Origin of the sequence: Pseudoalteromonas umbrosa (assembly GCF_030125375.1) — a bacterium.
Taxonomy (GTDB): Bacteria; Pseudomonadota; Gammaproteobacteria; order Enterobacterales; family Alteromonadaceae; genus Pseudoalteromonas; species Pseudoalteromonas umbrosa.
This window is the reverse complement of record NZ_JASJUU010000003.1, coordinates 174,023-197,904: the sequence shown is the minus strand read 5'-3', so window position 1 is coordinate 197,904 and position 23,882 is coordinate 174,023. Positions and strand designations below refer to the sequence as shown.

18 protein-coding genes and 1 riboswitch are annotated in these 23,882 nt (G+C 40.0%); of the genes, 11 read left to right on the top strand and 7 right to left on the bottom strand.

Going from position 1 to position 23,882, the window contains the following annotated elements; all coding sequences use genetic code 11:
* Positions 1-18 precede the first annotated feature (18 nt).
* Both QNM16_RS10915 and QNM16_RS10910 read left to right on the top strand, forming a co-directional pair.
* Positions 19-444 carry a GNAT family N-acetyltransferase gene (locus tag QNM16_RS10915; RefSeq protein ID WP_284020516.1) on the top strand — a complete coding sequence of 142 codons (426 nt, stop codon included), beginning with the start codon at positions 19-21 and terminating at the stop codon, positions 442-444.
* 35 nt (positions 445-479) lie between these two features.
* Positions 480-1,181: a hypothetical protein gene (locus tag QNM16_RS10910; RefSeq protein ID WP_284020515.1), complete on the top strand. Its 702-nt coding sequence runs from the start codon at positions 480-482 to the stop codon at positions 1,179-1,181.
* 191 nt (positions 1,182-1,372) lie between these two features.
* Here the strand turns inward: QNM16_RS10910 and QNM16_RS10905 are convergent, their stop codons facing one another.
* A complete protein-coding gene (locus tag QNM16_RS10905) occupies positions 1,373-1,897 on the bottom strand; it encodes a hypothetical protein (protein WP_284020514.1) in 525 nt (174 codons plus the stop codon).
* Between the two features lie 1,481 nt (positions 1,898-3,378).
* Between QNM16_RS10905 and QNM16_RS10900 the strand changes: the two genes are divergently transcribed.
* The 6 genes from QNM16_RS10900 (at position 3,379) to QNM16_RS10875 (ending at position 11,009) form a co-directional block, all read left to right on the top strand.
* Positions 3,379-3,930: a GGDEF domain-containing protein gene (locus QNM16_RS10900; protein ID WP_284020513.1), complete on the top strand. Its 552-nt coding sequence runs from the start codon at positions 3,379-3,381 to the stop codon at positions 3,928-3,930.
* 151 nt (positions 3,931-4,081) lie between these two features.
* Positions 4,082-4,255: a hypothetical protein gene (locus QNM16_RS10895; RefSeq protein WP_284020512.1), complete on the top strand. Its 174-nt coding sequence runs from the start codon at positions 4,082-4,084 to the stop codon at positions 4,253-4,255.
* Between the two features lie 231 nt (positions 4,256-4,486).
* A complete protein-coding gene (locus QNM16_RS10890; RefSeq protein WP_284020511.1) occupies positions 4,487-4,681 on the top strand; it encodes a hypothetical protein in 195 nt (64 codons plus the stop codon).
* A 209-nt stretch (positions 4,682-4,890) separates the two neighbouring features.
* On the top strand, positions 4,891-8,175 hold the full coding sequence (locus tag QNM16_RS10885) for a sensor histidine kinase (RefSeq protein WP_284020510.1): 3,285 nt from the start codon (positions 4,891-4,893) through the stop codon (positions 8,173-8,175).
* Positions 8,176-8,375: 200 nt separating this feature from the next.
* Positions 8,376-10,031 carry a tannase/feruloyl esterase family alpha/beta hydrolase gene (locus QNM16_RS10880; RefSeq protein ID WP_284020509.1) on the top strand — a complete coding sequence of 552 codons (1,656 nt, stop codon included), beginning with the start codon at positions 8,376-8,378 and terminating at the stop codon, positions 10,029-10,031.
* A gap of 621 nt (positions 10,032-10,652) precedes the next feature.
* Positions 10,653-11,009: a ribosome recycling factor family protein gene (locus QNM16_RS10875; RefSeq protein WP_284020508.1), complete on the top strand. Its 357-nt coding sequence runs from the start codon at positions 10,653-10,655 to the stop codon at positions 11,007-11,009.
* A gap of 79 nt (positions 11,010-11,088) precedes the next feature.
* Here the strand turns inward: QNM16_RS10875 and QNM16_RS10870 are convergent, their stop codons facing one another.
* The 6 genes from QNM16_RS10870 to QNM16_RS10845 all read right to left on the bottom strand — a co-directional run bounded on the left by QNM16_RS10870 (position 11,089) and on the right by QNM16_RS10845 (position 16,644).
* Positions 11,089-11,619 carry a GNAT family N-acetyltransferase gene (locus QNM16_RS10870; protein WP_284020507.1) on the bottom strand — a complete coding sequence of 177 codons (531 nt, stop codon included), beginning with the start codon at positions 11,617-11,619 and terminating at the stop codon, positions 11,089-11,091.
* A 220-nt stretch (positions 11,620-11,839) separates the two neighbouring features.
* Positions 11,840-12,649 carry an alpha/beta hydrolase gene (locus QNM16_RS10865; RefSeq protein WP_417709971.1) on the bottom strand — a complete coding sequence of 270 codons (810 nt, stop codon included), beginning with the start codon at positions 12,647-12,649 and terminating at the stop codon, positions 11,840-11,842.
* A 224-nt stretch (positions 12,650-12,873) separates the two neighbouring features.
* Entirely contained in the window at positions 12,874-13,674 is an 801-nt protein-coding gene (locus tag QNM16_RS10860) for an alpha/beta hydrolase (protein WP_284020505.1), read from the bottom strand.
* 99 nt (positions 13,675-13,773) lie between these two features.
* Positions 13,774-14,376 (bottom strand): hypothetical protein, encoded by a 603-nt coding sequence (locus QNM16_RS10855; protein ID WP_284020504.1) that lies wholly within the window; start codon positions 14,374-14,376, stop codon positions 13,774-13,776.
* A 504-nt stretch (positions 14,377-14,880) separates the two neighbouring features.
* Positions 14,881-15,282, bottom strand: a complete 402-nt coding sequence (locus QNM16_RS10850) for a DUF4177 domain-containing protein (protein WP_284020503.1) — start codon at positions 15,280-15,282, stop codon at positions 14,881-14,883.
* A 396-nt stretch (positions 15,283-15,678) separates the two neighbouring features.
* Positions 15,679-16,644 carry a nucleoside hydrolase gene (locus tag QNM16_RS10845; RefSeq protein WP_284020502.1) on the bottom strand — a complete coding sequence of 322 codons (966 nt, stop codon included), beginning with the start codon at positions 16,642-16,644 and terminating at the stop codon, positions 15,679-15,681.
* A gap of 561 nt (positions 16,645-17,205) precedes the next feature.
* Positions 17,206-17,288, top strand: a riboswitch (cyclic di-GMP riboswitch).
* Between the two features lie 231 nt (positions 17,289-17,519).
* Between QNM16_RS10845 and QNM16_RS10840 the strand changes: the two genes are divergently transcribed.
* The 3 genes from QNM16_RS10840 to QNM16_RS10830 are packed head-to-tail and all read left to right on the top strand — an operon-like array spanning position 17,520 to position 23,755.
* A complete protein-coding gene (locus tag QNM16_RS10840) occupies positions 17,520-19,316 on the top strand; it encodes a cellulose binding domain-containing protein (RefSeq protein WP_284020501.1) in 1,797 nt (598 codons plus the stop codon).
* 12 nt (positions 19,317-19,328) lie between these two features.
* Complete coding sequence (locus tag QNM16_RS10835) at positions 19,329-22,499, top strand: DUF1592 domain-containing protein (protein ID WP_284020500.1); 3,171 nt, start codon at positions 19,329-19,331, stop codon at positions 22,497-22,499.
* Positions 22,500-22,528: 29 nt separating this feature from the next.
* Entirely contained in the window at positions 22,529-23,755 is a 1,227-nt protein-coding gene (locus QNM16_RS10830; RefSeq protein ID WP_284020499.1) for a DUF1552 domain-containing protein, read from the top strand.
* Positions 23,756-23,882 lie beyond the last annotated feature (127 nt).

Sequence of the window (23,882 nt, the reverse complement as noted above, 5' to 3'; positions counted from 1 at the left end):
TTTTATAAGGAGTATTTAATGGCACATGTGCGCCAAGCAACCATCACTGACGTTAATGAGATTAATAAACTCTCGGTCTTTTTAGGCTACTCAAATACGACCTCTGACGAAGCTCAGCAGCGGCTGAAATATTTACTTGAATCAACCAATGATGATGTTTGGGTCTGCGAGGTAAATGGACATATTGCTGGGTGGCTTCACGGCTTTAAAGCGCACCGACTAGCCTCTGATATGTTTTATGAAATAGGCGGTTTAGTCGTTGACCCAAAAATCAGGAAACAAGGGGTAGGTAAACTACTTGTTGAGCAAGCTTATCAGTATGCTCAACAGCTTAATGTAGAGCTTAGAGTTAGATGTAACAATAAGCGTGTTGAAACTCATGAATTTTATAACCGACTCGGCTTTACCCAAGCAAAGCAACAGAGTGTATTTAGTAAACGCTAGAGCCTGTTTGGCCATATAAATGTACGTGTAATGCAATGAAAGATACATTTTTATCAATGCACATTAAACTGTCGGTAATAAAAGCACAGGGAGCCAATGAAATGTCTTTGCCAAATCAACAACCTCAATACAAATCAACCACAAGTAAATTAAGAAAACTTGCGGTATTTTCCAGCTTTTTACTGCTTTTTGGCTGTAATACGACCAGTTTAACGAGCGAGTCAAGCGCGCTTGAAACTGCAAATAATGACTGCATTGGCAAGGTAGAGCAGCATACAGGCCTTAAGCCCCTACCAGATGAACAGCTTCCGTCAGGTGTGGTTATGCCTCAGCAACAAGGTGGCTTATGCAAGGGGCAAGTATTCGTCACTACCCAAGAGATCACCATATGGCGTGCATGGAATAGTGAGTACAGTGGTTCAAAACTTGGAAAGTGGTGGACCTTCGACAAACCTCGAGGCTCTATCTCTCAATATCGACGAGACAATGTGATCTGCCCGAGCTACTCCCCTTTAGATATGCTCGTCAGTTGTAAAATAAAAGTCGGCACGCGGGTCATCGTGGGCCCCGGGCAGAGTGCAAAATGCAGTGATTACTTTAGCTACCCTGCATCAAAAACAAACCAGATATATTTAGCTGATGCCGAAAATACAACATTAGTTTGTCAATCTTATGATGGCCGATTTTCTTGGCGAGAAGCGCCGCAAAAAGTGGTCAAATCCGCGGAATCTCTATAATAAGAAGCACAAACAGATTACCACTTTATTGAAACAATCTAATGCTGGCCTTTATCGATAAAGCGCCTTCTTTTAATAGCAAAGACTAAAGCTATTAAACTCTAAAAGTAAAAACTTCAACAGAACTATACTTTTTATAGCCAAAGTATAGCTCTGTTGTTCGTCAATAATAAATCACATATCCTTTATTTTTATATACGAAATGGACAAGCGCCAATAACTCTATCGGCAAATAAGTCAACAATAGGTAAGTACCCATTATATCTGGCCCATAAACCAGCATCATTTGTGATATAGCCATCACTCACAATTAAGTCGATACGCGCATATAACTCATTTACGTCTGGGTTAACTAAGCAGCGAGTATGCATATTAAAGCTTTCAGCAAGCCTTTTGAAGCGGTCCAAAGTCATGGTTGAGCTAGGTGCAACTTGATAACTACAAATAACAGCAATTGAGCTATCAAAGAAGTCAACAATTGGATAATACTTAAATTGTTTTCCCCAATTAGCTGCACTACCAGTGATAACTCCCTGGCTTAGCGCCCAATCTATTCTGCGAATAGCATTTGACTCACTTGGTTTAGCTGCACAACGGCTATGTAAAACATTGTCAAAATAAGCTTGATAGCGATATGCAGGTGTATCTGTGGCAGCTTTTACAGATAAAGACGAAAACGCTATAGCAGCTAGAGCAAGCAATGTTGATAGTTTCATATTTATAACTCATTTAAATTAAATTGTGTGAAGGATTCGCACCTAAGTCCAAGACGCACTTGATGCACTCTTAAAGTATTTTATTGGCGATGTTGGTCTATTCAGTGATGACTGAAGCCTAGAGGAAGACTAACCGTCCCCCCCCTTTCCTGAACAGGCATATCCGAGTTTTTGACCTTTAAACATATAGCTCTCTACAGAAGTTGTATTAGATGTACTCTCAATATAAGATCACTACAACATCCAATTCTTTATTACTTTCCAGCAACAAAAGCATCACCACAATGCTATAAAAAACAACTTTATTAAAAACGTTTACCCACATCATAACTTGGTCATTTCTTAAGCACATTCATTTTTACATAGATAAAATACGAAAAACAAAAAATAGTCAGGGCACTTTCAAAAACACAAAAAAAGCAATAAATTAAAAAATAAAAGCATTAAATTCAGTCGATTAATAAATAATAAATGTGAGATACTCAACTATTCCCAATACTCAAACCGAGTAAATTTAAAAGCTGCAATATTGCAGAATATAGACTGGTTATATAAGCACATGAGTTATTTTTGTAATACACGCTTAACTCATTGCATTTACTTGAACTTATTAAAAATTTGTAACTAAAAAAACAAAACCCCCAATTAACGCAATAAAACAAATCACACTAAATGCTCTAGGTTTAATAAGAAATAACTATAAAAAAAGCTGAGTTTGGGTAATTTATTGAGCATAACCGCTCCACCCAAGGTAACATCAATACTAAGCATCGTAGTAAAGACCATTCGTATACTGTATACACCCGCACTCTAATCTCGCTATCAATCCACTCTAGTTTCAAGCTTCCCCATAGATTTTGTTCTTAACAACATAAGTTACAGCACAAAATTAATTAAAAGTGAGCTTGCGCTTGAAAGGTAGCTTATTACACTACGCCATGACTTAAATGCAAAAAGAGGTACATTGTTGATGATTTAAAATTGTGATTTACACTTACAATTGAAAATATTTTATTTTTGAAGGTATTCCTATTCTTAAGCTAAAAGAACGCTTTGGTGCACTGACTAAAGCACAGCCAATTCTTATCAATCGATATCCAACTTACGCCGCTTATTTACTTGTAGTAACCGCTGCGTTTTTACTCTATTACCCAGTTCGTTATGCTATTAATAATAGCTACGGCTTAGCTATTGCCGTAGTGATTGTTATTGCAGCGCTACTGTTTACAGCTGTACGTTTATTCCAAGGGCGTCTTAGCGTATTAAAGTGCATTGTTTTAAGCGCAGTCTTAGGAAGTACACTTATCTATTTTTCCTTCCAATCCCCCATTATTGCCGTCATTTGGTTACCAGCCTTTCTTGTTGGCGTATTCATGGTCTTTCCGTTTAAGATGGCCTGTTTTACCAATAGTAGTTGTTGGGCTGTTATTACATATCTTACATTTATGAATTTACATATCGAGATAGCGTTAAGATCTGCAATGTCATCCGGTTTAGTAATGTTATTAACAGCTGTTATCGTTAGGACGTATAACGAAGCTATTCAAGCCGCGGAAAATGTAGCAACAAAAGATCCTTTGACAGGCGCCCTCAACCGGCGAACTCTCATAGAGAATATTGAACTTGAATCAGAGCGAGTAACTAGGTACGGCCAAACTTGTTCTATTATCATGATAGATTTAGATAACTTCAAAACTCTGAATGACAAATTAGGACATGGTATCGGGGATGAAATGTTAGTTAACTTCGTAAAATTGGTTCAACAATATACCCGTAAGAATGACAAGCTGTTTAGGCTAGGAGGAGATGAGTTTATGCTGCTCATACCCGGTATGGACGCGCGTACTGCCGAAACTTTCATTGCTCGTATACAAAACCTAGTCCCATCCCAACTCTCTGTCGACAGCGTTGCTCTTGGCATGAGCTTCGGAGTATGTGAAGTAACAGCTGACACCGCAATTGAACAATTACTTGAACTTGCAGATCAAGCTCTTTATCAGAATAAAGCTAAAAGAAAAGAGCAAAAAATTTAAATATGAAACTTTATGATATTAATACTTTTATTTTGTATGTAAAACATATTTCTGGATTATTCACCCTTTTAAATAAAACTTTTCATTTACTTTTCAAAATCAAATCAATAACATTAATTTTGCAATTTTACTTGAATAAGGAAAAATAATAATGAAAGTTCAACTAGTAAAGAAAAACCTAAAAAACCTTAATAAGAGCAACGAATTAAATCACAATGCAACACCACAAATTGGTGGGGGTGCTGAACCTTCAATCTATCCAGTATGTCGTCCGTCGAACCCTGTCATTTGTTGGACAGGACGTAACGGTTGCGTAACAAAATAGTAAGTTGCTGATTCAAAAGTAGTAAACTTAAAAGGTACCATAGGAGCTCATTTTACAAAGTTCGCAGCAGGGTGGTACTTTTATTTGAATAGTTCGATTATGAATTGAATTTAAACGCTTTATAAATTTAAGCAAATAAAAATTTATACCGCAAAGATATAAATAATCAATACCAGTCTAAATACCCCCCTAAAACTAATATGTCAAAAACAGTATTTTAAGGAAAAAAATATGAAACTTAAAAAGAAACAAATTAAATTATTAAACAAAGAACAAAAAACACTTGAAGCAAAACAAACTCAAAACGTTGCAGGTGCTTACAACAGTATGCGCTGTTACACAGGGCTAGTGCCTTGTGGTACTACGACCTGCCCGTCACAATATCCTGAGTGTGAGACGGTACTATGTAACTCTTATTCGTGTTAAAACGACTCGTAAACACGCTTTCAAACGATTGCGTGTTTAACACCTTAATAAATTATCCAACATCAATACTTTCCGATTCCCTTATTAGCTTAATATGGTAATATCGTGCTACTTTCAAAGGATTGCAACGTAGCTAAATTTGCTGCACAAAGCTCAAGGCCATAACTATAATATGGTCATATTATAAACTCTCTTTGGGAAGTATATTATTGTTCCGATTCATTGCTTGCCTATTGTGTATTTTTGCTGCTTTTTCAGCAGCTGCACATAATGACTCACCTCATAATGCAATATACGAGCTAACAGTTGAACCTTCTCAGTCAGTACAGTGGCTAGACACAGCAAATTTAATTTTGCCACAGGGCCAACCCACATTAAAAAAGTCAGCACAGCGAGACTTAGACAAAAGTATAAAAATAAGCTGGGAAAAAACCGGAAACTTTACAGCCCAATTCATCGATAAATTCACATCAGAGTCTTTAAGGGCTGATTTTGAACCTGTTCACAATAAAAAAGCCCCTCCCCTTTGGACTCAAGTGAAGCCCGCGCAATTTGAGCTAAATGCATTGTCTGATATCAGGCACTTTTCTACCCGCCAGGGTCTGCCAACCGGTGCCGTTTATAAAACCATCCAAGATAAAACAGGGGCTTTATGGCTCGCCACCAATGGAGAAGGACTATGTCACTATATTGGTGATCATTTTAGGTGCTTTAACGATAGTCATGGCTTAATCAATAATCGAGTTTGGGACATTGCAAAGACCAATTCCAATAAATTAGCGCTTGCTACAGACAAAGGCCTTAATCTTTTTGATGGTCATAGCTTTCAAGTGCTAAAAATTGATGGAAAGCCCTTTTTGGATAAAGTAAATAATGTTGAAGTAATAAATGAAACGCTCTTTTTCTCAACGCAAAATGCCCTATACCAATATGACAACAATCTGCCGAAAAAACTAATCAGCTATGCGCACACAGAACAAATTTTTAATTTAACCGTTAATGAGCAGACACTCTGGATTGCATCGAGTTCAGGGTTACTCAAACTAGAGCAGGGAAAATTATCGCGATACCAGTTTAATAACCAATGCCAAGGTATAACTACTGCAGTAACAAGAGCAAAGCAACACGTTTACTTTGCACTTAAAAGCGGTCAGGTATGCCGCTTAGATAAATCAACACATAGCGTTGATATCTTGTCTGGAATACAAACACCAAACGTTACAGCTCTTATGTTCGACAATAAGCATGAGACATTGTGGCTAGGTGACGATAGCTGGGGTGTATTTAAATTAAGGAATAATCAAGCTTACAACTACAACAAACAAAATGGTCTCAGCGATAAGCACATACGTGGTTTAATGAAAGACGCTCAAGGGCATATTTGGGTATCTACATATGGTGGTGGTATTAATAGAATCCGCGAGGCGGGATTCAAGTTACTTTCAAAGCGTAGTGGCTTACTCAATGAGCGTGTCAGTGCTTTGACAAATATCAATGAGCAGTTATGGCTCGGCCAATATGGCACTGGTGTACAAATACTCGACAACGGAGAATGGTTAACACCTGTCGCATCTCTTTTTAATCGTTATATTCACAGTATTGCAAAAGATGACCAAGGCCGTGTTTGGCTGGGCAGTCGTCAAGGCATAATTGTATTAACTCAGAGCAAAAGTACCCACATTTGGCATGAGCAAGGCTTATCTGCCGATATAGTTCACCAAATAATAGCAGCACCTGATGGCTGTATGTACATAGCAACACAAAGCGGCCTGTACCGTAGCTGTAACGGGAAACTGCAATTTCTTAAACTTGCACGAGCTGAATATGTGATAGATGTTTTTGTTGATAATGTGCAACGTGTCTGGTTTGTAACCAATGGCGGCGGTACCTACTTTTTAGCAAACGATATAGTATATAAATTCACTGAATCCGGCGGTTTTCCCAGCAATTGGGCATACAGTATCGAACAAGATGACAACCAAATTATCTATCTTGGCACAAGGTCAGGTGTACTCGCACTCAAAGAAGATAATAGCCGGTGGCTTGGCCGTCATATCAGCCAGCAAGAAGGTCTGAGTAGCAATATTGTACTTGGTTTAAAGTACCATCAGGACGCCCTTTGGATTGGTACTGAGCGGGGTAATAATCGACTTAAAACAACCCAACTTTTTATGCCTGATGCCCCATTAGAGTTGGATGCTTTTGTCTATGACAATGGCTACATTGCCGTCGATGCAACCTTGAATACAGCAGCTTTGCTTGAGAATACATTCTATTGGGGCTCTGGTAGCGGACTTACATACTTTAACCCAGACAATTTTGACATAAATCCCAATTTAAAAAGCACATTACTCGAAGTGACATCGTTAGGCATAGGTGGCAACCACTCTTACCCGCCGTTAATTCATCCACAAGAGAGTAACTTCCAGTTTTCTTCAGACACTTTGCAAATCACCTTTAAGTTTAGCCATAATGATTGGGCTTCCCCTGAACGAGTTATGTATCAGACTCGTTTGCTCGGCAGTAGTGAAATATGGAGTGAACCGACAAGTTTAAGCGAAATTACATACAATCATCTTTCACCCGGAGACTACGAATTTCAAGTAAGAGCAACAGCGCGAGGTCAGCATGGCCAACCTGTTAGCTACTCTTTCACATTGCTCGCGCCCTGGTGGCAAACATGGCCTGCCTATTCAATCATGTTAATTACAGCCCTACTTTGCATGTACCTAGCAATGAAGTGGCAGTTTAATATTTTAGCCACTCAACAAAGAGTAAAAGACAGAGCTGAGTTTTCTGAAGCACTACTAGCAAGGAAAAAACAGCTCTTAGCTGAAGTTTCCCATGAGATCCGCACCCCATTAAGCGTGTTAAAAATGTCCATCGAAGGGCTGGAATATAACCTGTTAGAAGACACTGAAAAGACATATGAACTGTTGCATAGACGCATAGGAGACATCAATAAACTCGTCGCAGATATTGACCAATTAGCAATGACAGAGCTAGAGGAGCGCCCACTAAACAGAGCTTATCACCCAGTAAAACCTTGGTTAGTTTCATGGTGTAATGATGCAAAAGATCGGGTAAATCAACGTCCAGACTCTCAATTTCAGTTTGATATTAAGTTATCTGATCAATTATTCATGCACGCCGATTTGGATAGGCTGACACAAGTACTCTCAAATATCTTATCGAACAGTTTAAGATACAGCGCTGCACCGGCAACTATCCAGCTTCGAGCATACATAAAAGCAGGTCAATTAAATATTTCAATCAGAGACAGTGCGCCAGGTGTTTCTGACTCCGAGCTTAAAGATATTTTTAAACGTATGTATCAAAGCGAACAAAATAAGACCTTATACAAAGGCGGCACAGGGCTCGGCCTTGCTATATGCCAAGACTTAATAACACGCCATGGCGGTATTATCAGCGCCAATCATAGTGAAATAGGGGGCGTTAGGATCAAGATAACCTTACCTATTTTGGAAGTGTAGCCATACTTCACCAAGTATGAACTCCCTTTAAACTACTGAGACATATTGAGCTGGATAAGCAACACACTTGTCAGCTTTGATAGACTAGTTACAACAACTAAATGGCCACAAATATCTTGAGTTTCTAAAGTCTATACAAGACAATGGATGTAATTGATAACTATTATCAATTACAAACCTTTAAAAGGAGATAAATGGGTATGAAGATTAAATTTAGTTTAACCAGTAAGGTATCCTACCCACTGGTTTTTATGTGTGTTAGTAGCGTTTCAACTCAATTAATGGCACAAACTGAACCACAACTAAGTGCAGAGGAGCGCGCCTGCATGTCATTGCGTTTCGATGATTTTTCGAAACTAGAAAGAGGCGAAGCTGCAACTAATGTGATCGAGTCAAGCTTTGTGAAAGGGTATCAAATGAATGCCACTGAGTCTGAATGGGCCTACAAACACAGCAGACTTATGGGCGCACCAATTCCTAGATCTCAGACACAATTGCCAGATCATTGCCTAGTCAAAGGATACGTATCGCCCACAATCCGATTTGAACTTCGCTTGCCAGCAAGAGCTGTTTGGAACCAAAAATATCTACTCAACGCCTGTATGGGTTTTTGTGGCGATGTTAGCCCCTACCCTCCAATGGCTGGAATAGTAAGGCACTACGCCACCATGAGCCATGATGGCGGCCATACCGCATATGGCTTTGACGGTAAATGGGCCAGAAACAACCAGCAATTGAAAATAGACTTTGCTTATCGCGCCAACCATGTGGTCGCTGTTGCAGCAAAAGCCATCATAGAAAAGTTTTATCATACACAGCCACAATATTCGTTCATAACAGGCTGCTCAAAGGGCGGGCACGCCGGTGTCATGGCAGCTAAGCGCTACCCCAATGATTTTGATGGCGTGATAGCACGAGGCCCAACGGTAAACTATACCGATGTAAATTTGGTCAACTGCATGGATAATGCCCGAGCTGTTTTAAATGACAGAAATGAACCAATTTTATCATCACAAGAAATCCCGATGATAGCCAGCGCAGTTATGAGCGCATGCGATCATAAAGACGGATTAGTAGATGGTGTGATCAGTGATCCAAGACTTTGTGATTTTGACCCACAAACTCTCGCCTGTGAAGCAGGTAAAGTAAGCAATTGTTTATCAAAACAGCAAGTCGAAGCTGTAAAAGCTTTATATGCACCATCCAAAAACGCACAAGACGATATAATTTATGGTGGTTTACCTTATGGTTCTGAGCCTGAATGGGTAGGCTGGGTCACGCCATTGCTCCCTCAACTTCAGCCATTTGCCTATTATGCAGCAACTGAATACTTAAAGTACCTCGCATATCCAGAAGCGCTAGATGTCGACTATGACTGGTGGGATTTCTCTTATCAAGATGAAAAAGAAAACCTAAAAGAAATTAGCCAAATAATAGATGCTGACGACCCCGATTTGCGACAGTTCAAAGAGAGTGGTGGTAAAATGATTGTGCTACATGGCTGGTCTGATGCGGCAATTCCAGCATATGCCACTATTGATTGGTACGAGAATGTAGAAACATTTATGCATGGTCACCATCAGGAAGTCAGAGACTTTGCTCGACTTTTTTTACTGCCTGGCGTGGTTCACTGCGGCATAGACGGACCGGGTAACTCAACCTATGATGCGATAGGTGCACTCGAAGCTTGGTTAATTGGCGGCGTAGCCCCTGACTCTTTACTCACCCAAAAAGAAAATGATCAAGGTGAAGTCATCAAAGAACAACCAGCTTATCCCTATCCAATACAAGCTGTTTATAAGGGCAAGGGTGACCCAACAAAAGCAACTAGCTTTCACGCAGGGTTTCTAAAATAACCAATATAAAGAATTAGCGATATTTCAATATCGCTAATTCTTATAAATTATATTATAAATCACCTACACCTGCATTTAAAAACCAAAAACCCACTTAAAATAAAAGCAGTATTGACAACCAAGAAAAATATATATAACTTTAAATTGGAGATAATTAAAAGGATATAATATAAATATTAAAATAAAGAAAAATCACTTAAAAATCTAAATAAAAACCAATCTTTAGCGTTAGAAGCAACACCTAAAATCGCAGCTGCTGGTACACACAGAACCGCGAACGTGTGTAGGCTTTCGATACATGACGCAAAAGAGACGTGTGCTTAATAATATAGTGAAAGGGCCGCTTTATGCGGTCTTTTTAATTTATTACACCTAAGTTTAGTGCATACCCAAGTGATGCATTAAGGGTGGTAATTACTCGATAAACCCGCATTGCATATTCATATAATTACCCAGCATACATAACGTTCAACTTCACTCACTTTAAAAAAATCAATATAAACAACCACTTAAATATTACCGCACCGCACGACATCATATTGAATGTACAATTAGCATTGCCAGAGCTAATCTCTGCTAATTTTGTTATAATTCCTATTCGTTTTGCCTTAAGAACCCTCTATGTTTGATATCCAATTAAATAGCTTTGTACGCCGAGTCAATCATGCAAATGAACTAAAAGGCATCATTAAGGCTACCGGAGCGCAACTTAATCGAAAAGGCCGCTCAAGAAACTGGCGGCTACAGGGAAATTGGTCACAATGTGAGCTAATCATTCAAAGCATACGACAGCAGGATGAACCCAGCTGGCACTGGGTACTTGAGGCATTAAACAAATTGAAACCCAAACCAAGTATTGCTGATTTAGTGGCTGAAATAAATGCAAATCCTAATATTACGTTACAGCAATTAATAATAAAAACAGACTGCTCCCTTATAGAAGCTAGAAAAGCGTTCGACCTAGTGGCTTGGGAGTAACTATCACCAAATCAACCATATTCCAAATTAAGTTCCCTTGAAGTAGCCTACCCAATTATTAAACTAAAGCGCTTTATGATTATTTTGCCAACAAGCCATATATAGCGGAGTCAGATACGATACCGCCTATCTCCCAGCGCTGCTTTAACAGCCCTTCTTGTTCAAAGCCAAGCCTTTCCAACGCTTTTCCTGATGCAGTATTGTCAGGATCAATTTCAGCTTCTAATCTGCGCAAGTTCAACTGATTAAATGCATATTCAACCAAAGCAGACGAAGCTTCAAAAACAATCCCTTTGCCCCATGACTCACGCTTTATGCCAAAACCCAGCTCTGCACGCCTTGATTCTTTATCATAGTTAAACAGCATTACCTTACCCTGAAGTTGCTTTGTTTCTTTGCAATAAATACCCAAAGTAAGGGATGATAAATTTCGCATAGCATCGGCACTTGTAGAGATAAACTGACGGGCCTGCTCAATTGAATTCCAAGGCGGTGTATTCCAGTATTTCATGACTTCAGGATCTGAAAAAATCTCTAATAAGCCGGCTGCGTCTTTGTCATCTAACTTTTTTAACTCTAATCGCTCAGTTTTAATGTGCGTATTCAGCATATAACTCTCTATCCTTCGCTTGTATGAAGCTAGTATCTGCATTAGCAGGTGGCCTCGCTTCAATAAATTAAACAAGCTGATTATAAACAATCATATTAAGATTAAATATAAAAGAGATGAAAGCCATTAAAGATTATTAGAAATAATCATGGTTAATACTAAAATATAAAAACCATTAATAAAACACCTATTAACAAGCAATTAGTAATAGCGCATTAAATTATAACTTATCATTCCTAAACTGATAATAACTCTGTAAAGCTGAAGGAACAGAAATATATGGATTTTCAACATGTCCTGCTCCCTCACTATAACTGTGTTGGGTGTAGAAGTTTGCTGGTCCATATGAATCGATGGCATTGAGTAAGCCTTTAAACGAGCCTGTGATAATATCATTCTCAGCACCGCCTATACTTAGATACAAAAATAACGGGGCACCCTCTACGTTTTTCAACCCTTTTTCAAACTCTCGAACAACCACAGAGTCGTCATACCAAGCTGCAGGGCTAAAAGCAAAGTATCCGGAAAACAGCTCAGGCTTGGTAATAAGCGTATATAAAACAAAGCTACCACCAGCAGAAAAGCCGGTAAGGACTCGGTTATCACTCACTTTATAATTAGCCTCAACATATGATATTACCTCTGTTTCAATGAAGGCTAAAAACAAGTCTGCTCGACCAAAAATTTCAGGTGAATTATCACTTGGAGGTCTTTTTTCAATTGCCACATCTTTTCTAGCAAATGGAGGGACTAGGTCTCTGTTGCGTGAGTCTGTCCAAAATAAATTTGGAATTGCCACGATAATTGAGTCTTCAACTTTACCTGCTTGGGCTAGCTGGATGAGAGATTCATCCCACCGAGATAAATTGAAATTTCCATCAGACTTTATGATTAATGGATACGTTTTATTTTCGTCATAGCTTTTTGGTAATCTGATAAAAATTTTTCTTTGTTCTGATAGCACCTCAGAATAAAGAGTATGATCTATAAAAGCAGATGTATACTCTTGCGTATAGCGCTGATAGCCCATGAAAGCCAATATAACGACTAATACTAGCAAACTTACCAGAAACAGCTTATTTCTAAATACTGTCAAAATTTATCCTTTTTATCTCTCTTGTTGGAGACTTATAAAACCCTAGTTGCACAACGTATAGGCCTATTAACCTTGCAGATTTAGCTGTATTGGAAGGTGAACTTCACATTATTCCAGACGCAAATGTGTAAACCAAAATCTAAAACCGCATAATCGCTCTATAACCCCTGCTTTTGCTGATATTGATATAACCCTGTAAGCGCATTAAACAGCCCAGCTGCCATTGTAAAGTCATGAGCGTCGTCATTAAACTCATCTAGCCTCAAGTCTAAATCTAGATTGCGATTTCTCAGAATTGTTTGTGATAATGAGTCATAAACTGCTCGCATTTCTCCACCTTCACTACCAATGTTCATATAGAGATAATTTTTAATAGGCTGCTTAGAGGTCACATATTTTTGCGTCGCCTTAGCTGTTTCTCGTGCCCCCCACCAAACCGCAGGACTAAACGCCAAATGGCCTTGAAAAAGCTTTGGCCGGGACTGAAAACTATGAATAACTAATAAACCAGCGATTGAGTGACCTGCTAAAACATTAAAACTATTTGTACGATAAGCTTTATTAACCTGTGGAATAAGCTCTTTTTCTAAAAAGTCTAGAAATTTATCGCCGCCTCCACCTGCTCCCACAGGTCCTCGCGGATCTTTATTTATCGTTGGTGCAAAGTCTCCAATACGATCATGGCTCGTTATACCGACAATAATATGCTCATGTGCCCCATTGGATAAATAGAGTCTATTGGACATACCATTTACCAATTCGCCATTAAGATCACCATCAAGCAGATAAATTACTGGGTATGTTTTTGTAGTGTCTGCCTCATATGATGCTGGTAATGCAATAGTAATATTTGGAGGCTCAGCTAGATTTTGGGATTTAGGAAGTTGTAAGATTTTAAAATTAGATGCATAAATAGTAGTTGAAACAAGAAAAAGAAATGCTGAGATAAGAGTTTTCAAAATACAAAGTTCCTTTTGAAGTGATAGTGAATTTTAAATAGTATCCTCTAGATAAAAGTATCTAGTTATTTTTTTAAAAAAAACACCACATAATTGTAATTAAGAGCATGCAAATAGCGGCTTATGATGTCCACCGGAGCGAGTGTCCTCATATAAACATTCATCATAAACAGAGCAATAACAATAGGCTAAAACTAGCTGGTAATCTGCATCATAGTTTTTTGGTATCTTAATGCCGTCACTCCACGTTATGGTGAGAAGTTTGGCATCATCACCATCTTTAATAATATCATTAGGTACAATTAAAGAGCTCCATTTTACATCAACCTTCATCTGTTCATTAAGCTTCAACGCCTCCCAAACATGCAAGCTTCCTAAATAGCCGTCAACTTCCTTATCTTGAATAAAAGCCTTTGCAATTTTTATTTTAGCAGGCCCCAAGCCAGCATTGTAAACATTCCAAGTTATACTTGTGCCATCACTATTTTGAGCATGCCATGCCGAAAGTAAAGGTTTTACAGATTGCTTATTATGATTTTGAGAAAAATAAACAGTAATTAATCCGATGATGACAGCAAGTGAAGCAGCAATAACAGAGATCAGCTCTAATTTAGAAGCTGGCTGTTTCTGTCTCTGCGTTGAATGATCAGCTTTATTGTTCGCCACTACTACTACAACTTTCAAACCATCTTCATTTTTCAATTTTGATACCTTATATTATTTATGCACATAAAATAATTAATTAGTACTTACTAAAATTACAATTTTGTATAAATTGAACACGTAAAATTAAATCAATTACTCACATTAACACTTCCTACATATTATGATAAAAATAACAACAAGAAAAGATGGAAATAAAACAGAAAATCTAAATTTAGGAAAACGGAGGAAACACTAAAGATTAAACTACCTGAATAAAAATACTCACCGCCCCTTATTCTCCCTTAAAATAGCTGCAGCATTTCTGGAAATATAACAGCGTTTTTTAGCTCAGTATTACATGCAAAGCAAACAGGTTTAAGTGTGAAGCTTAATAAAGGATAACAATGATTACCAATAAAGTCAGATGAAAGATTAGACCTTACTACTGCATATCCAAGCGATACAAGACCAAAGCATGGCTAAAGAGTAAGCTACTTTAGAGTAGCTTACAAAGAGAATAGAAAAGCCACTTAAACAAGTAGATCTCAGCATGACGTCAAGCTATTCTGCTAACTCTCTTTCATAAATAGCAATCATTTGCTCCGAACCACCGGTTGAATCAGTTGGGATCACCATTTGCTTAAAACGCCACCCACCAATTGCCCCTTCATTCAGCGCTTGATCCACATTTGAAATGCCTTTTTTAAACCAACCATGATTAAATTTAATTGAAACTGTTTTATATTCATAATTCTTCATTTTTGTCGTCTCCTTATAGTCCAGATCATGAATATCTACTTCTAGCGCAGACGCCAACGATTTTTTAGACTGCAAAGATATAGTTGCTTCTTTTTCTATTCGCTGAATAGTTCTCAAATTTAAGCCAGCAGCAATCGCCAGCTCTTCTTGAGACCAAGACTTTTGATGCCTTAGCCTAATTATCAAATCTGCATTTACTTTCATTAGATACTTATAACCTGAATGTTTGATACAAGGTAAAACATAAATTAGTTTCGTCCCTTAATTAACGAAAGATATACGACATCATTCTGAAAACTATACGACAGTTTTACAAAATTGAGATGCTTTTATATTACACCCTTTCGCTTGTAACAAGGTCAAATTTAGACTGTTAAGTAACTTTATAAAATAAAATACCAACTTTTATTCATACTTAACAATAGGTTAAAACTGCCCAACATCTCAGAGACCTTTAGGTTTATTTTACTTAAGCCGAACAAACCAATTAGATAATGTAATTAAATCAAAATACCCGTCCAAAGATTATCAAACGCGCATACTCATGATGTTGGTGGAATTTAAACAAGAAGCTACTGTATTAGTTGCTCCTGAATTCAACTAATCCGTTTCATCACTACAAATAACATCGAAGTAACGTTGGTTGAATACTTGGGGATCTACATTAATTGCGATGGTTTGTTTAGGCCTTGCAGCCCATTCATCAATTGAGAAAACACGATCTGAACTTTTAAATAAAGTATGTCCTTTTGCTGGCCCGTCAGTAATTACTCGTATACGCCCCTGTTTAGTGGTGAATATTTGAGGTGCTACCAAATACATGATTGCTGAAGAGTCATGAACATAAAACCCATCTAAACCAAGGTCATCATTGTAAAATTTTGCATAGAACCTTGTAATGTCATAAATAAACTGCCCATACTTAGCACTGCTTACTCTCAGCTTCTCTAAATACGCATTTGACATAAAGGTTTGCTGTGTAACATCCAACCCAACAAGGGTGACTGGCCAATCAGCATTAATAACGATGTCAGCAGCCATAGGATCGCCATATACATTCGCTTCAGCAAACGGTGTCAAATTCCCAGTATGGCCATTATGTCCAAAGGCACCGCCCATAATGATGACTTCTTTCACTAACTTGCCAATTTCAGGTGCTTTTTTAATTGCCATCGCCAAATTTGTTAGCCGACCTACAGCAACTAACGTGATCTCTCCCGGCTGATTTTTTATTGTTTCGATAAGGTAGTCATGTGCAATAAGCGGTGATATCTGCGTGTCTATTATTTTAGGTATTTTAATATCTCCCAACCCATTCTCACCATGCACTAGGGTGGCGGGCTCTGTTCTCACTTGATCTAGTGGTATGTTAACCCCTTTAGCAATTTCAGCAGACATACCAAACTTTTGTTTTAAATAAAGCGCATTTCGCGTGGTATTTTCTATGCTTGCATTGCCAAAAGTAGTCGTAATACCAACCAATTCAATATCCGAACAGGCATGCGCCAAAAGTAGTGCCATCGCGTCATCAATGCCCGGATCTGTATCAAATATTATTTTTTTCATTTCACCCCTCACAACTTTGGAACGATACAAAAATATAATACATCACCAACAAACATTTAACTAACATTTGATCGCTTTTAAACCGAAAGATAGTCCAGCTTGTGCTTTTATTGCAAGTTAAGCACTAGTCAATTCACGGTAATATGCCCCCTAATTAAGTATTTAGCTACCTCTGCGAGACTTTGAAGCCTAACCATGCTCGATGAGTTGATCTTAGATTTGAATATTATTGGCGGATGAGGCAACTGAAGAGTCTTTAACGTTAATGATGCCAAAAAAGACACAATGCTGACTGTGGGTTGCAAGCAGCTTTACCTCCTCCTGATAACATTACTGAATGTATCTATTCGCTTTATAGGCATGCACAATCCCCCTCATTTTAAATTGCGCACACAAAAATACTACTTTAGTGCAAGACTATAATTTATATGAACTTATTAGAAAAAACCTGAGGCTTTTGTATGACTTTACAAAGCATTTTAAGGTGAAATGTGCAAATACTGTGAAAGTTGCAGTTGTGGCTTTGCGGTTATGACGGTTTTAAGCTAAGTTCCTTTGACAGGCTTAAAATAGCAAACCTTTTGAAAGAAAGGGACGCAAAGCTTCCGGTCTAAGGTGAAAACTAAGATAGCGGGGTTGCTGAATGCCAATGCTTAAAATGGTGACAATGTGCATACTGTTGTTTTGTATGCGCATTGCGTAGCCTATCGGTATTCACGTCTTTGACATGTCATGTCATACCTCCAATCCTTTGTCTTTCCTCATACCCGATTTTTGCATCAGCTATTGCCGCCTGTGAATTCTGGTCGAATGCCTGTTCAATGAAGAACAGCAGGGAAATAACATGTCAAATGGCAATGTTTCGGGGAATTTTCATGAGACAACATAGATACAACAGCAAGCAGCACCGATTTTTAAAAATCGGCCTCTGTTTAATGGTTTTGGGACACCCAATACACAGCTTAGCTGCACAATGCGAGTTCAATGTAAAAAATGAATGGCAAAGTGGCTATACCGCAGAGGTCACCGTGTTTAACAATACTAACTCGGCCATAAACGGCTGGGAAGTTGGATTAGAGTTTAACCAAGGCGAATCGATTAACAATGCTTGGCGCGCCCAATTGAGTGGCAATAGTCCATATCAATTTAGCAACCTTAATTGGAACAGCACCATTCAGCCGGGCTCATCCAAAGCGTTTGGTTTTAACGTCAAAAAGAGCGATGGGCAAACCGTTACCACACCAAGATTATTTGGTATTTGTGAAGGAGGCTCACAAAATAATGATGTTACGGTAGTAGCGTCAGCGTCTAACAACCAAGGGACAGCACCCGCGACAATCAACTTTACCAGCGAGGCGACTAATTTACCGTCAGATAATGTGAGCTACCACTGGGATTTTGGTGATGGACAGACCTCCAATGAAATAAATCCTCAGCATACCTTTGATCAAGCTGGCGCTTACTCTGTTTTGTTGACCATCAAAGACGGAACAAACGATTACCCTGCGGCACCCATAGCAGTTACCATTAGTGAAGCTCAGCCTGAGTCTGCACAATGTACTTTTGAAGTTGAACAAGAGTGGATCTCAGGATTTCGTGGCAAAGTCACTATCACAAATACTGAAAGTGTTGCTATTTCCAATTGGAAAGTACTCATGGCATTTTCAGATAACACCAAGTTGACGGGCGTTTGGCATGCTAGACACAGTGGTAATAACCCGTATGAAATCATCAATGAAAATTACAACAGCACCATTAATCCAGGTCAAAGTTTAAATTTTGGCTTCAACGCCCAAAAAGCACAGGAAAATGATACACCTGCAATTCCTTCTCTTGGCGGTTTATGCTCATTAGACGGTGATATTAATCACGCACCATTAGCAGTTGCATCGACCTCTACCACATCAGGAGATTACCCACTAACGATAAACTTTAAAGGCGATGAATCTTCTGATTTAGACGGTGATGCACTCACGTTTAGCTGGGACTTTGGCAACGGGCAGGCTTCAAGCGAGCCAAACCCTACTTATGTTTATGAAGAAGAAGGCACATTTACCGTCACGTTGACGGTCAACGACGGTGTTATAAGCACAGTCAGCGACCCAGTCACTATTCAAGTTTCCGAACCTGAAGCGCCCCCCATTAGCGCACCATTTGTATTAGACCCTCAAAGCTCTCATCTTTACTTTGTATCGACCAAAAAACAGCACCTCGTTGAATCACACACATTTAACAATATCAGTGGCAGTATTACACCTGAAGGGGTAGCAAGGTTAGCGATTGACCTGAGTAGTGTAGATACCGCTAACGACACCCGTGATGGCAGAATGAAAGAATTTTTATTCGATACTGAGTCATTCCCAACCGCCGAAGCCCTACTTGCTATTGATTATGCTGCGCTCGTTGCACTTCCTATTGGTAGCACTGAAATGCAATCCATCTCAACCACACTCAACCTCACTGGCGTTATAAAAGAAGTGAACGCTGATGTCGTTATTCGACGTCTTGGAAACAATAAAATTATGGTGCAAACCTTAACACCAATTGTGCTAGACGCCACAGACTTTGGTTTAGAGTCTGGAATTGAAACGCTCAGAACATTGGCAAACTTATCGGTGATCAGTTACGCAGTGCCCGTGAGTTTTAACCTTGTTTTTGAAGCGCAGCAATAGGAGGGAAAGAAGATGAAACGCAATAATTTAACACGCTTTTCTACCTTGAATGATACCTGGCCTAACACGCCTAAATTCGCTAAGTTCGCTGCCTGTTTAAGCCTACTAACCAGTGCCTCTTTTGTTCAAGCTGCACAGTGTTCCCTCACGATTCCAGACAATTGGAACAATGGTTTTAAAACAGAGATTGTCATTGATAACCCGTCCGATCAGGATCTCAATAATTGGTCCATCGAGCTTACATGGGATCAAGGTATTTCACTGCAAAACAGCTGGAATGGTGATTTCAACTGCCATGATACGGGCTGTACCATTTCGTCACAAAGCCATACCATACACGCCAATCAGTCATTTGGTTTAGGCTTTGTCGCCAATAAAAACGGCTTAACTGGTGATGTCACCATGACCTTAAGTGGTGATATTTGCACAAATTCAGAGCCCACTACGCCACCGGATGATGTAACTGAAACAGGTTTATGGCAACTTGATAACACAACGTCTTTACTGAGTTATGTATCAGTAAAAAAAGATCATGTTGCAGAGTTAAATCAGTTTGTTACACAAACCAATGATTCCCCCGCCCTATCTGGTAGTATTGACGCCGAAGGTAACGTAAAACTGGCCGTTGATCTAAGTACCATTTCGACTGGTGTGGATATTAGAAACAGTCGCATTTTAGACTTACTCTTTGAGACAGATTTACTACCTGTCGCTTATTTCAGTGCACAAATAGACAATGCATTGTTAAGTAATTTAGAAATTGGCCAGCCAGTTATTCAAAATGTGACTGGTGAAATGAGCTTACATGGCATCAACCATCAGATGACGCTTGATGTGCTGGTTGTCAAACTTGCTTCCGGTAAAGTCAATGTCAGCACGCTTTCACCTATGATCATAGACAGCAAAAGCTTTGAAATGGACTACGGCATAGAAGCTTTGCGTATTGTTGCCAATCTATCAAGCATCGGAGAATCGGTACCTGTCTATTTCAACCTGACTTATTTGACTTCCGAGCAAGACAGCTTTGAGCCAGTTGCGATGCCAGAAAAACCAGCAGCTCCCACAGAGCTCATCGCGAGTGTGCTGTCAATCGATGCCAAGGCGCAATTGAATTGGCGTGATAACAGCAATAACGAAACCGACTATCTGGTGCGCTTTAAAAGCTTGGATGGACGCTGGCAAACGGCTGCTGAGCTGGCATCAAACTCAAGCTTTTATGAATCAGGGCTACCTGAATCAGGCGAGTTCGATTACAAGGTCATTGCACTCAACAATTCAGTACCTTCAGAACCAAGTAATATTGAGCGTATCGTTGTCACTCAAACAGATCCTGTTGCCCGAGGTATGCAACTATATCAAACAGGATGTGCAGGTTGTCACGGCTCAGAAGCAGGCGGCTTAGGATCATTCCCAGCGCTTGATACTGAAAGAGATATACAAACCATGATTGATACCATTGTCACCACCATGCCTTATGGCACACCAAGTGCGTGTGATGAGCAATGTGCAGCAGATATCGCGGCGTACCTGCAAACTCTTTGGCCTGCACCTTTGACTTGTGATATTGGTGTTGCACCTGTGGCATACGGGGCAAGACAGCTGAAGATTTTAACTCAAACTGAGTACCAAAATACGGTCGAAGACTTGCTCGGTGTTAATTTTGAGGTATCTGATGGCTTATCACCAGACTCTCAAATTGGCTTTTTCATCAACAATACCCACGCTAGCGTGCAACCTTCTAACTACAGCAATTACTTGTTAGTAGCTGAAGAACTTTCACAATGGGCCGCTGAGAATAACTTTTCACCTGCGCTAAACTGCGATGCAGTTAATGAAGACTGTGCAAATCGCTTAGTGGATGAACTTGCACCGCAAATATTCCGTCGCCCATTAACGCAAGACGAAGCACAAAACTACAGATTGATAGCAACGGGCTTTTTCCACAGTGGAGATATTGAAGCAGGTATGAAACTCGCCTTAGAAGGATTACTGTCTTCACCGCAGTTTATTTATCGCCACGAATTAGGCGAACCTAATCCTGATAACTCAGAGCTAGATGCGGACGCCTTCGAGTTGACGTCATGGGAAATGGCGACTTTCTTGTCATACACATTCACAGGCTCAACACCTGACCAACAACTCTGGCAAGCAGCTGCGCGTGATGAGCTTCGTGATGAAGCCAACATCATTGCACACGCTAACCGTCTAGCTGACAGCTCTAAGTCTGTGCTTGGTGACTTTGTAGGCAGTTGGCTTGGCACAGGTAATTTAGAAGTAGCAACCAAAGATCAAACCGTCTACCCGGGTTTTGCACAATTGGTCCCGGCTATGAAAGCAGAAATGAACGAGACCTTCTCGTACATCATGACCCAACCTGATGAGAAGTTCAGTTCGCTTTATACGGCAAACTTCACGTTCGTCAATCAGTTACTTGCAGAGCACTACAATATTGCAGGTGTAACTGGCGAAGAGTTACAAAAAGTCGATACAACTGAACGAGGTGGCATCTTAGCCAATGGGGCATTTATGGCGCGCTGGGCTGAGGTTGCCGAGTCCCATCCTATTTTGCGCTCAGTACGCGTTCGCCGCCGTATGCTGTGTCAAGATCAACCCGATCCACCAGCAGGTACTTTTGAAGCCAGAGAGCAAAGACTGGCAGAACTCTCTGATATGTTGCAAGACCCGTCAACCACTAACAAGCTTAAGTATCACAGCTTAACAGAAGGTCAGCCTTGCTCTGCTTGTCACGAAAAATATATCAACCCAATGGGATTCGGCATGGAAGACTTTGACGCTGTGGGCAAAATCAGAAGTGCGGATAACAATGGTAATACCATAGATGCATCCGGGACCCTCTTCGCCCCTGAAAAATACGCTGAAGTCAGTGAGTCCATCCCATTTAATGGTGCGAAACAATTAGGTACCGTGATAGCAGACCTATCATCAGCCCAAAGTTGCTTGCCACAGCAAATGTTCCGCTACGTAATGGGTGTTGGTCACGACTCGCTCGACCCAACCAGCGACGAAGACAGACGTCTATCTGAAACAGAAAAAGTTGGTTACATGTGCGAAATAGACACACTCACAGATGCCATGATGCAAAACAGCCCAAGAGCCATGTTAGAGAAGTTTGGTTCATTGAAGTCTGTACGGTATCGCAAAGCTTGGTCCAGAAATGAATAGTGCGGGTCACAATACAGAAGGTTAATAAAATGAAAGATGAACATTTAAATAACATGATGATGTCGCGCCGTAGACTATTAAAAGTGTTTATGGCATCGGGGATTTCTACCGCCCTGATCCGCACTTCACCATTGGTATCGGGCTTGTTGTTTGCCAGAGATGCAGATGCGCAAACCGCTGGGCTGCCAAATAAAACCGTGTCCATTTATATACCAGGAGGGTCCATATCGTCTCTTTGGAACCCGGCTGGTAGCGGTGAAAATATGCAACTGGGCGTGATGTCCGCAGGCTATGAAACGGTTAAAACCGAATGTAACTTTATGGTCAACATGTCACATTCCAACGCTGGACACGGGCGTATGCCAATCTTACTGGCACAAAACTGGGGCAGCGATAGCTATGACGTAACAATGGGCAATGCGCTTGGGCCTAACTTGCCGTTTCGTTATCTTAACTTGGGTGTGCATAGTAATGGTCAAGGACAGTTAACCAAAGACAATCGCAACCACTTGCCGTTCCAAGAAAACCCGTTCACCGTTTTTAAAATGGTGTTTGGCAGTGCACAAGGTAGCAATAGTAAAACGCCTATCATGAATGCGCATATGTCAGCGGCCAATGCGATTAAAAACCGATTGGCCGGCTATGAAATACAAAGGATGAATGACCACCTCGATGCGATTTCAGATACTCAGCGCCGACTCGATGATCTATACGGTGGCGTATCTTGTGGCATAGCACCTGATAACACTGAGTTTCCTTTGACCTTTGATACCTTCAGTCAACAAGCTCGTTTGCAAGCAGATATTGCCGTAGCTGCCCTGCAATGTAACTTGACCAGCTCGGTATCATTGGCATTTGGTAACCATCAAGCGGAATTCCGTATTCCTGAATTGAATTTCCAAGGCCACTATCACAATGCAATTCATGGCGGGAGTAACGGCCAGCCAAACTATCCGTACTACACTGAGATGCGTAGCCACTTGGGTAGTCTAAGCGCGTATTTAATCCAAAAGCTAAAAGCGGCAGGCATACTGGATAGCACCGTCGTACTAGAAACATCAGACATGGGACACGCAGATAAACATTCTGCCAACCCATGTTCGTACCTTATTGCCGGCGGTGGCGCTCGTATAAACCGTGGTGTAGTCAGTAATATGGGGTCAGGTTACAACCAACATGATGTGCTACATACAGCAGCTAAAGCGTGCGGTGTTGACCTCGGATTTGGTAAGGAGATCCCTGGGATTATTGTTTAATAGGTGATGACTTTATAAGCCCCTTTTTTAGGGGCTTATTTACCTAGCATCGAATGTTCAATTAATTAATCCTGTCAGAGTAATATTGCTTCTGAAATTCAACTCAATAGTATTAGCCTCAGTATTT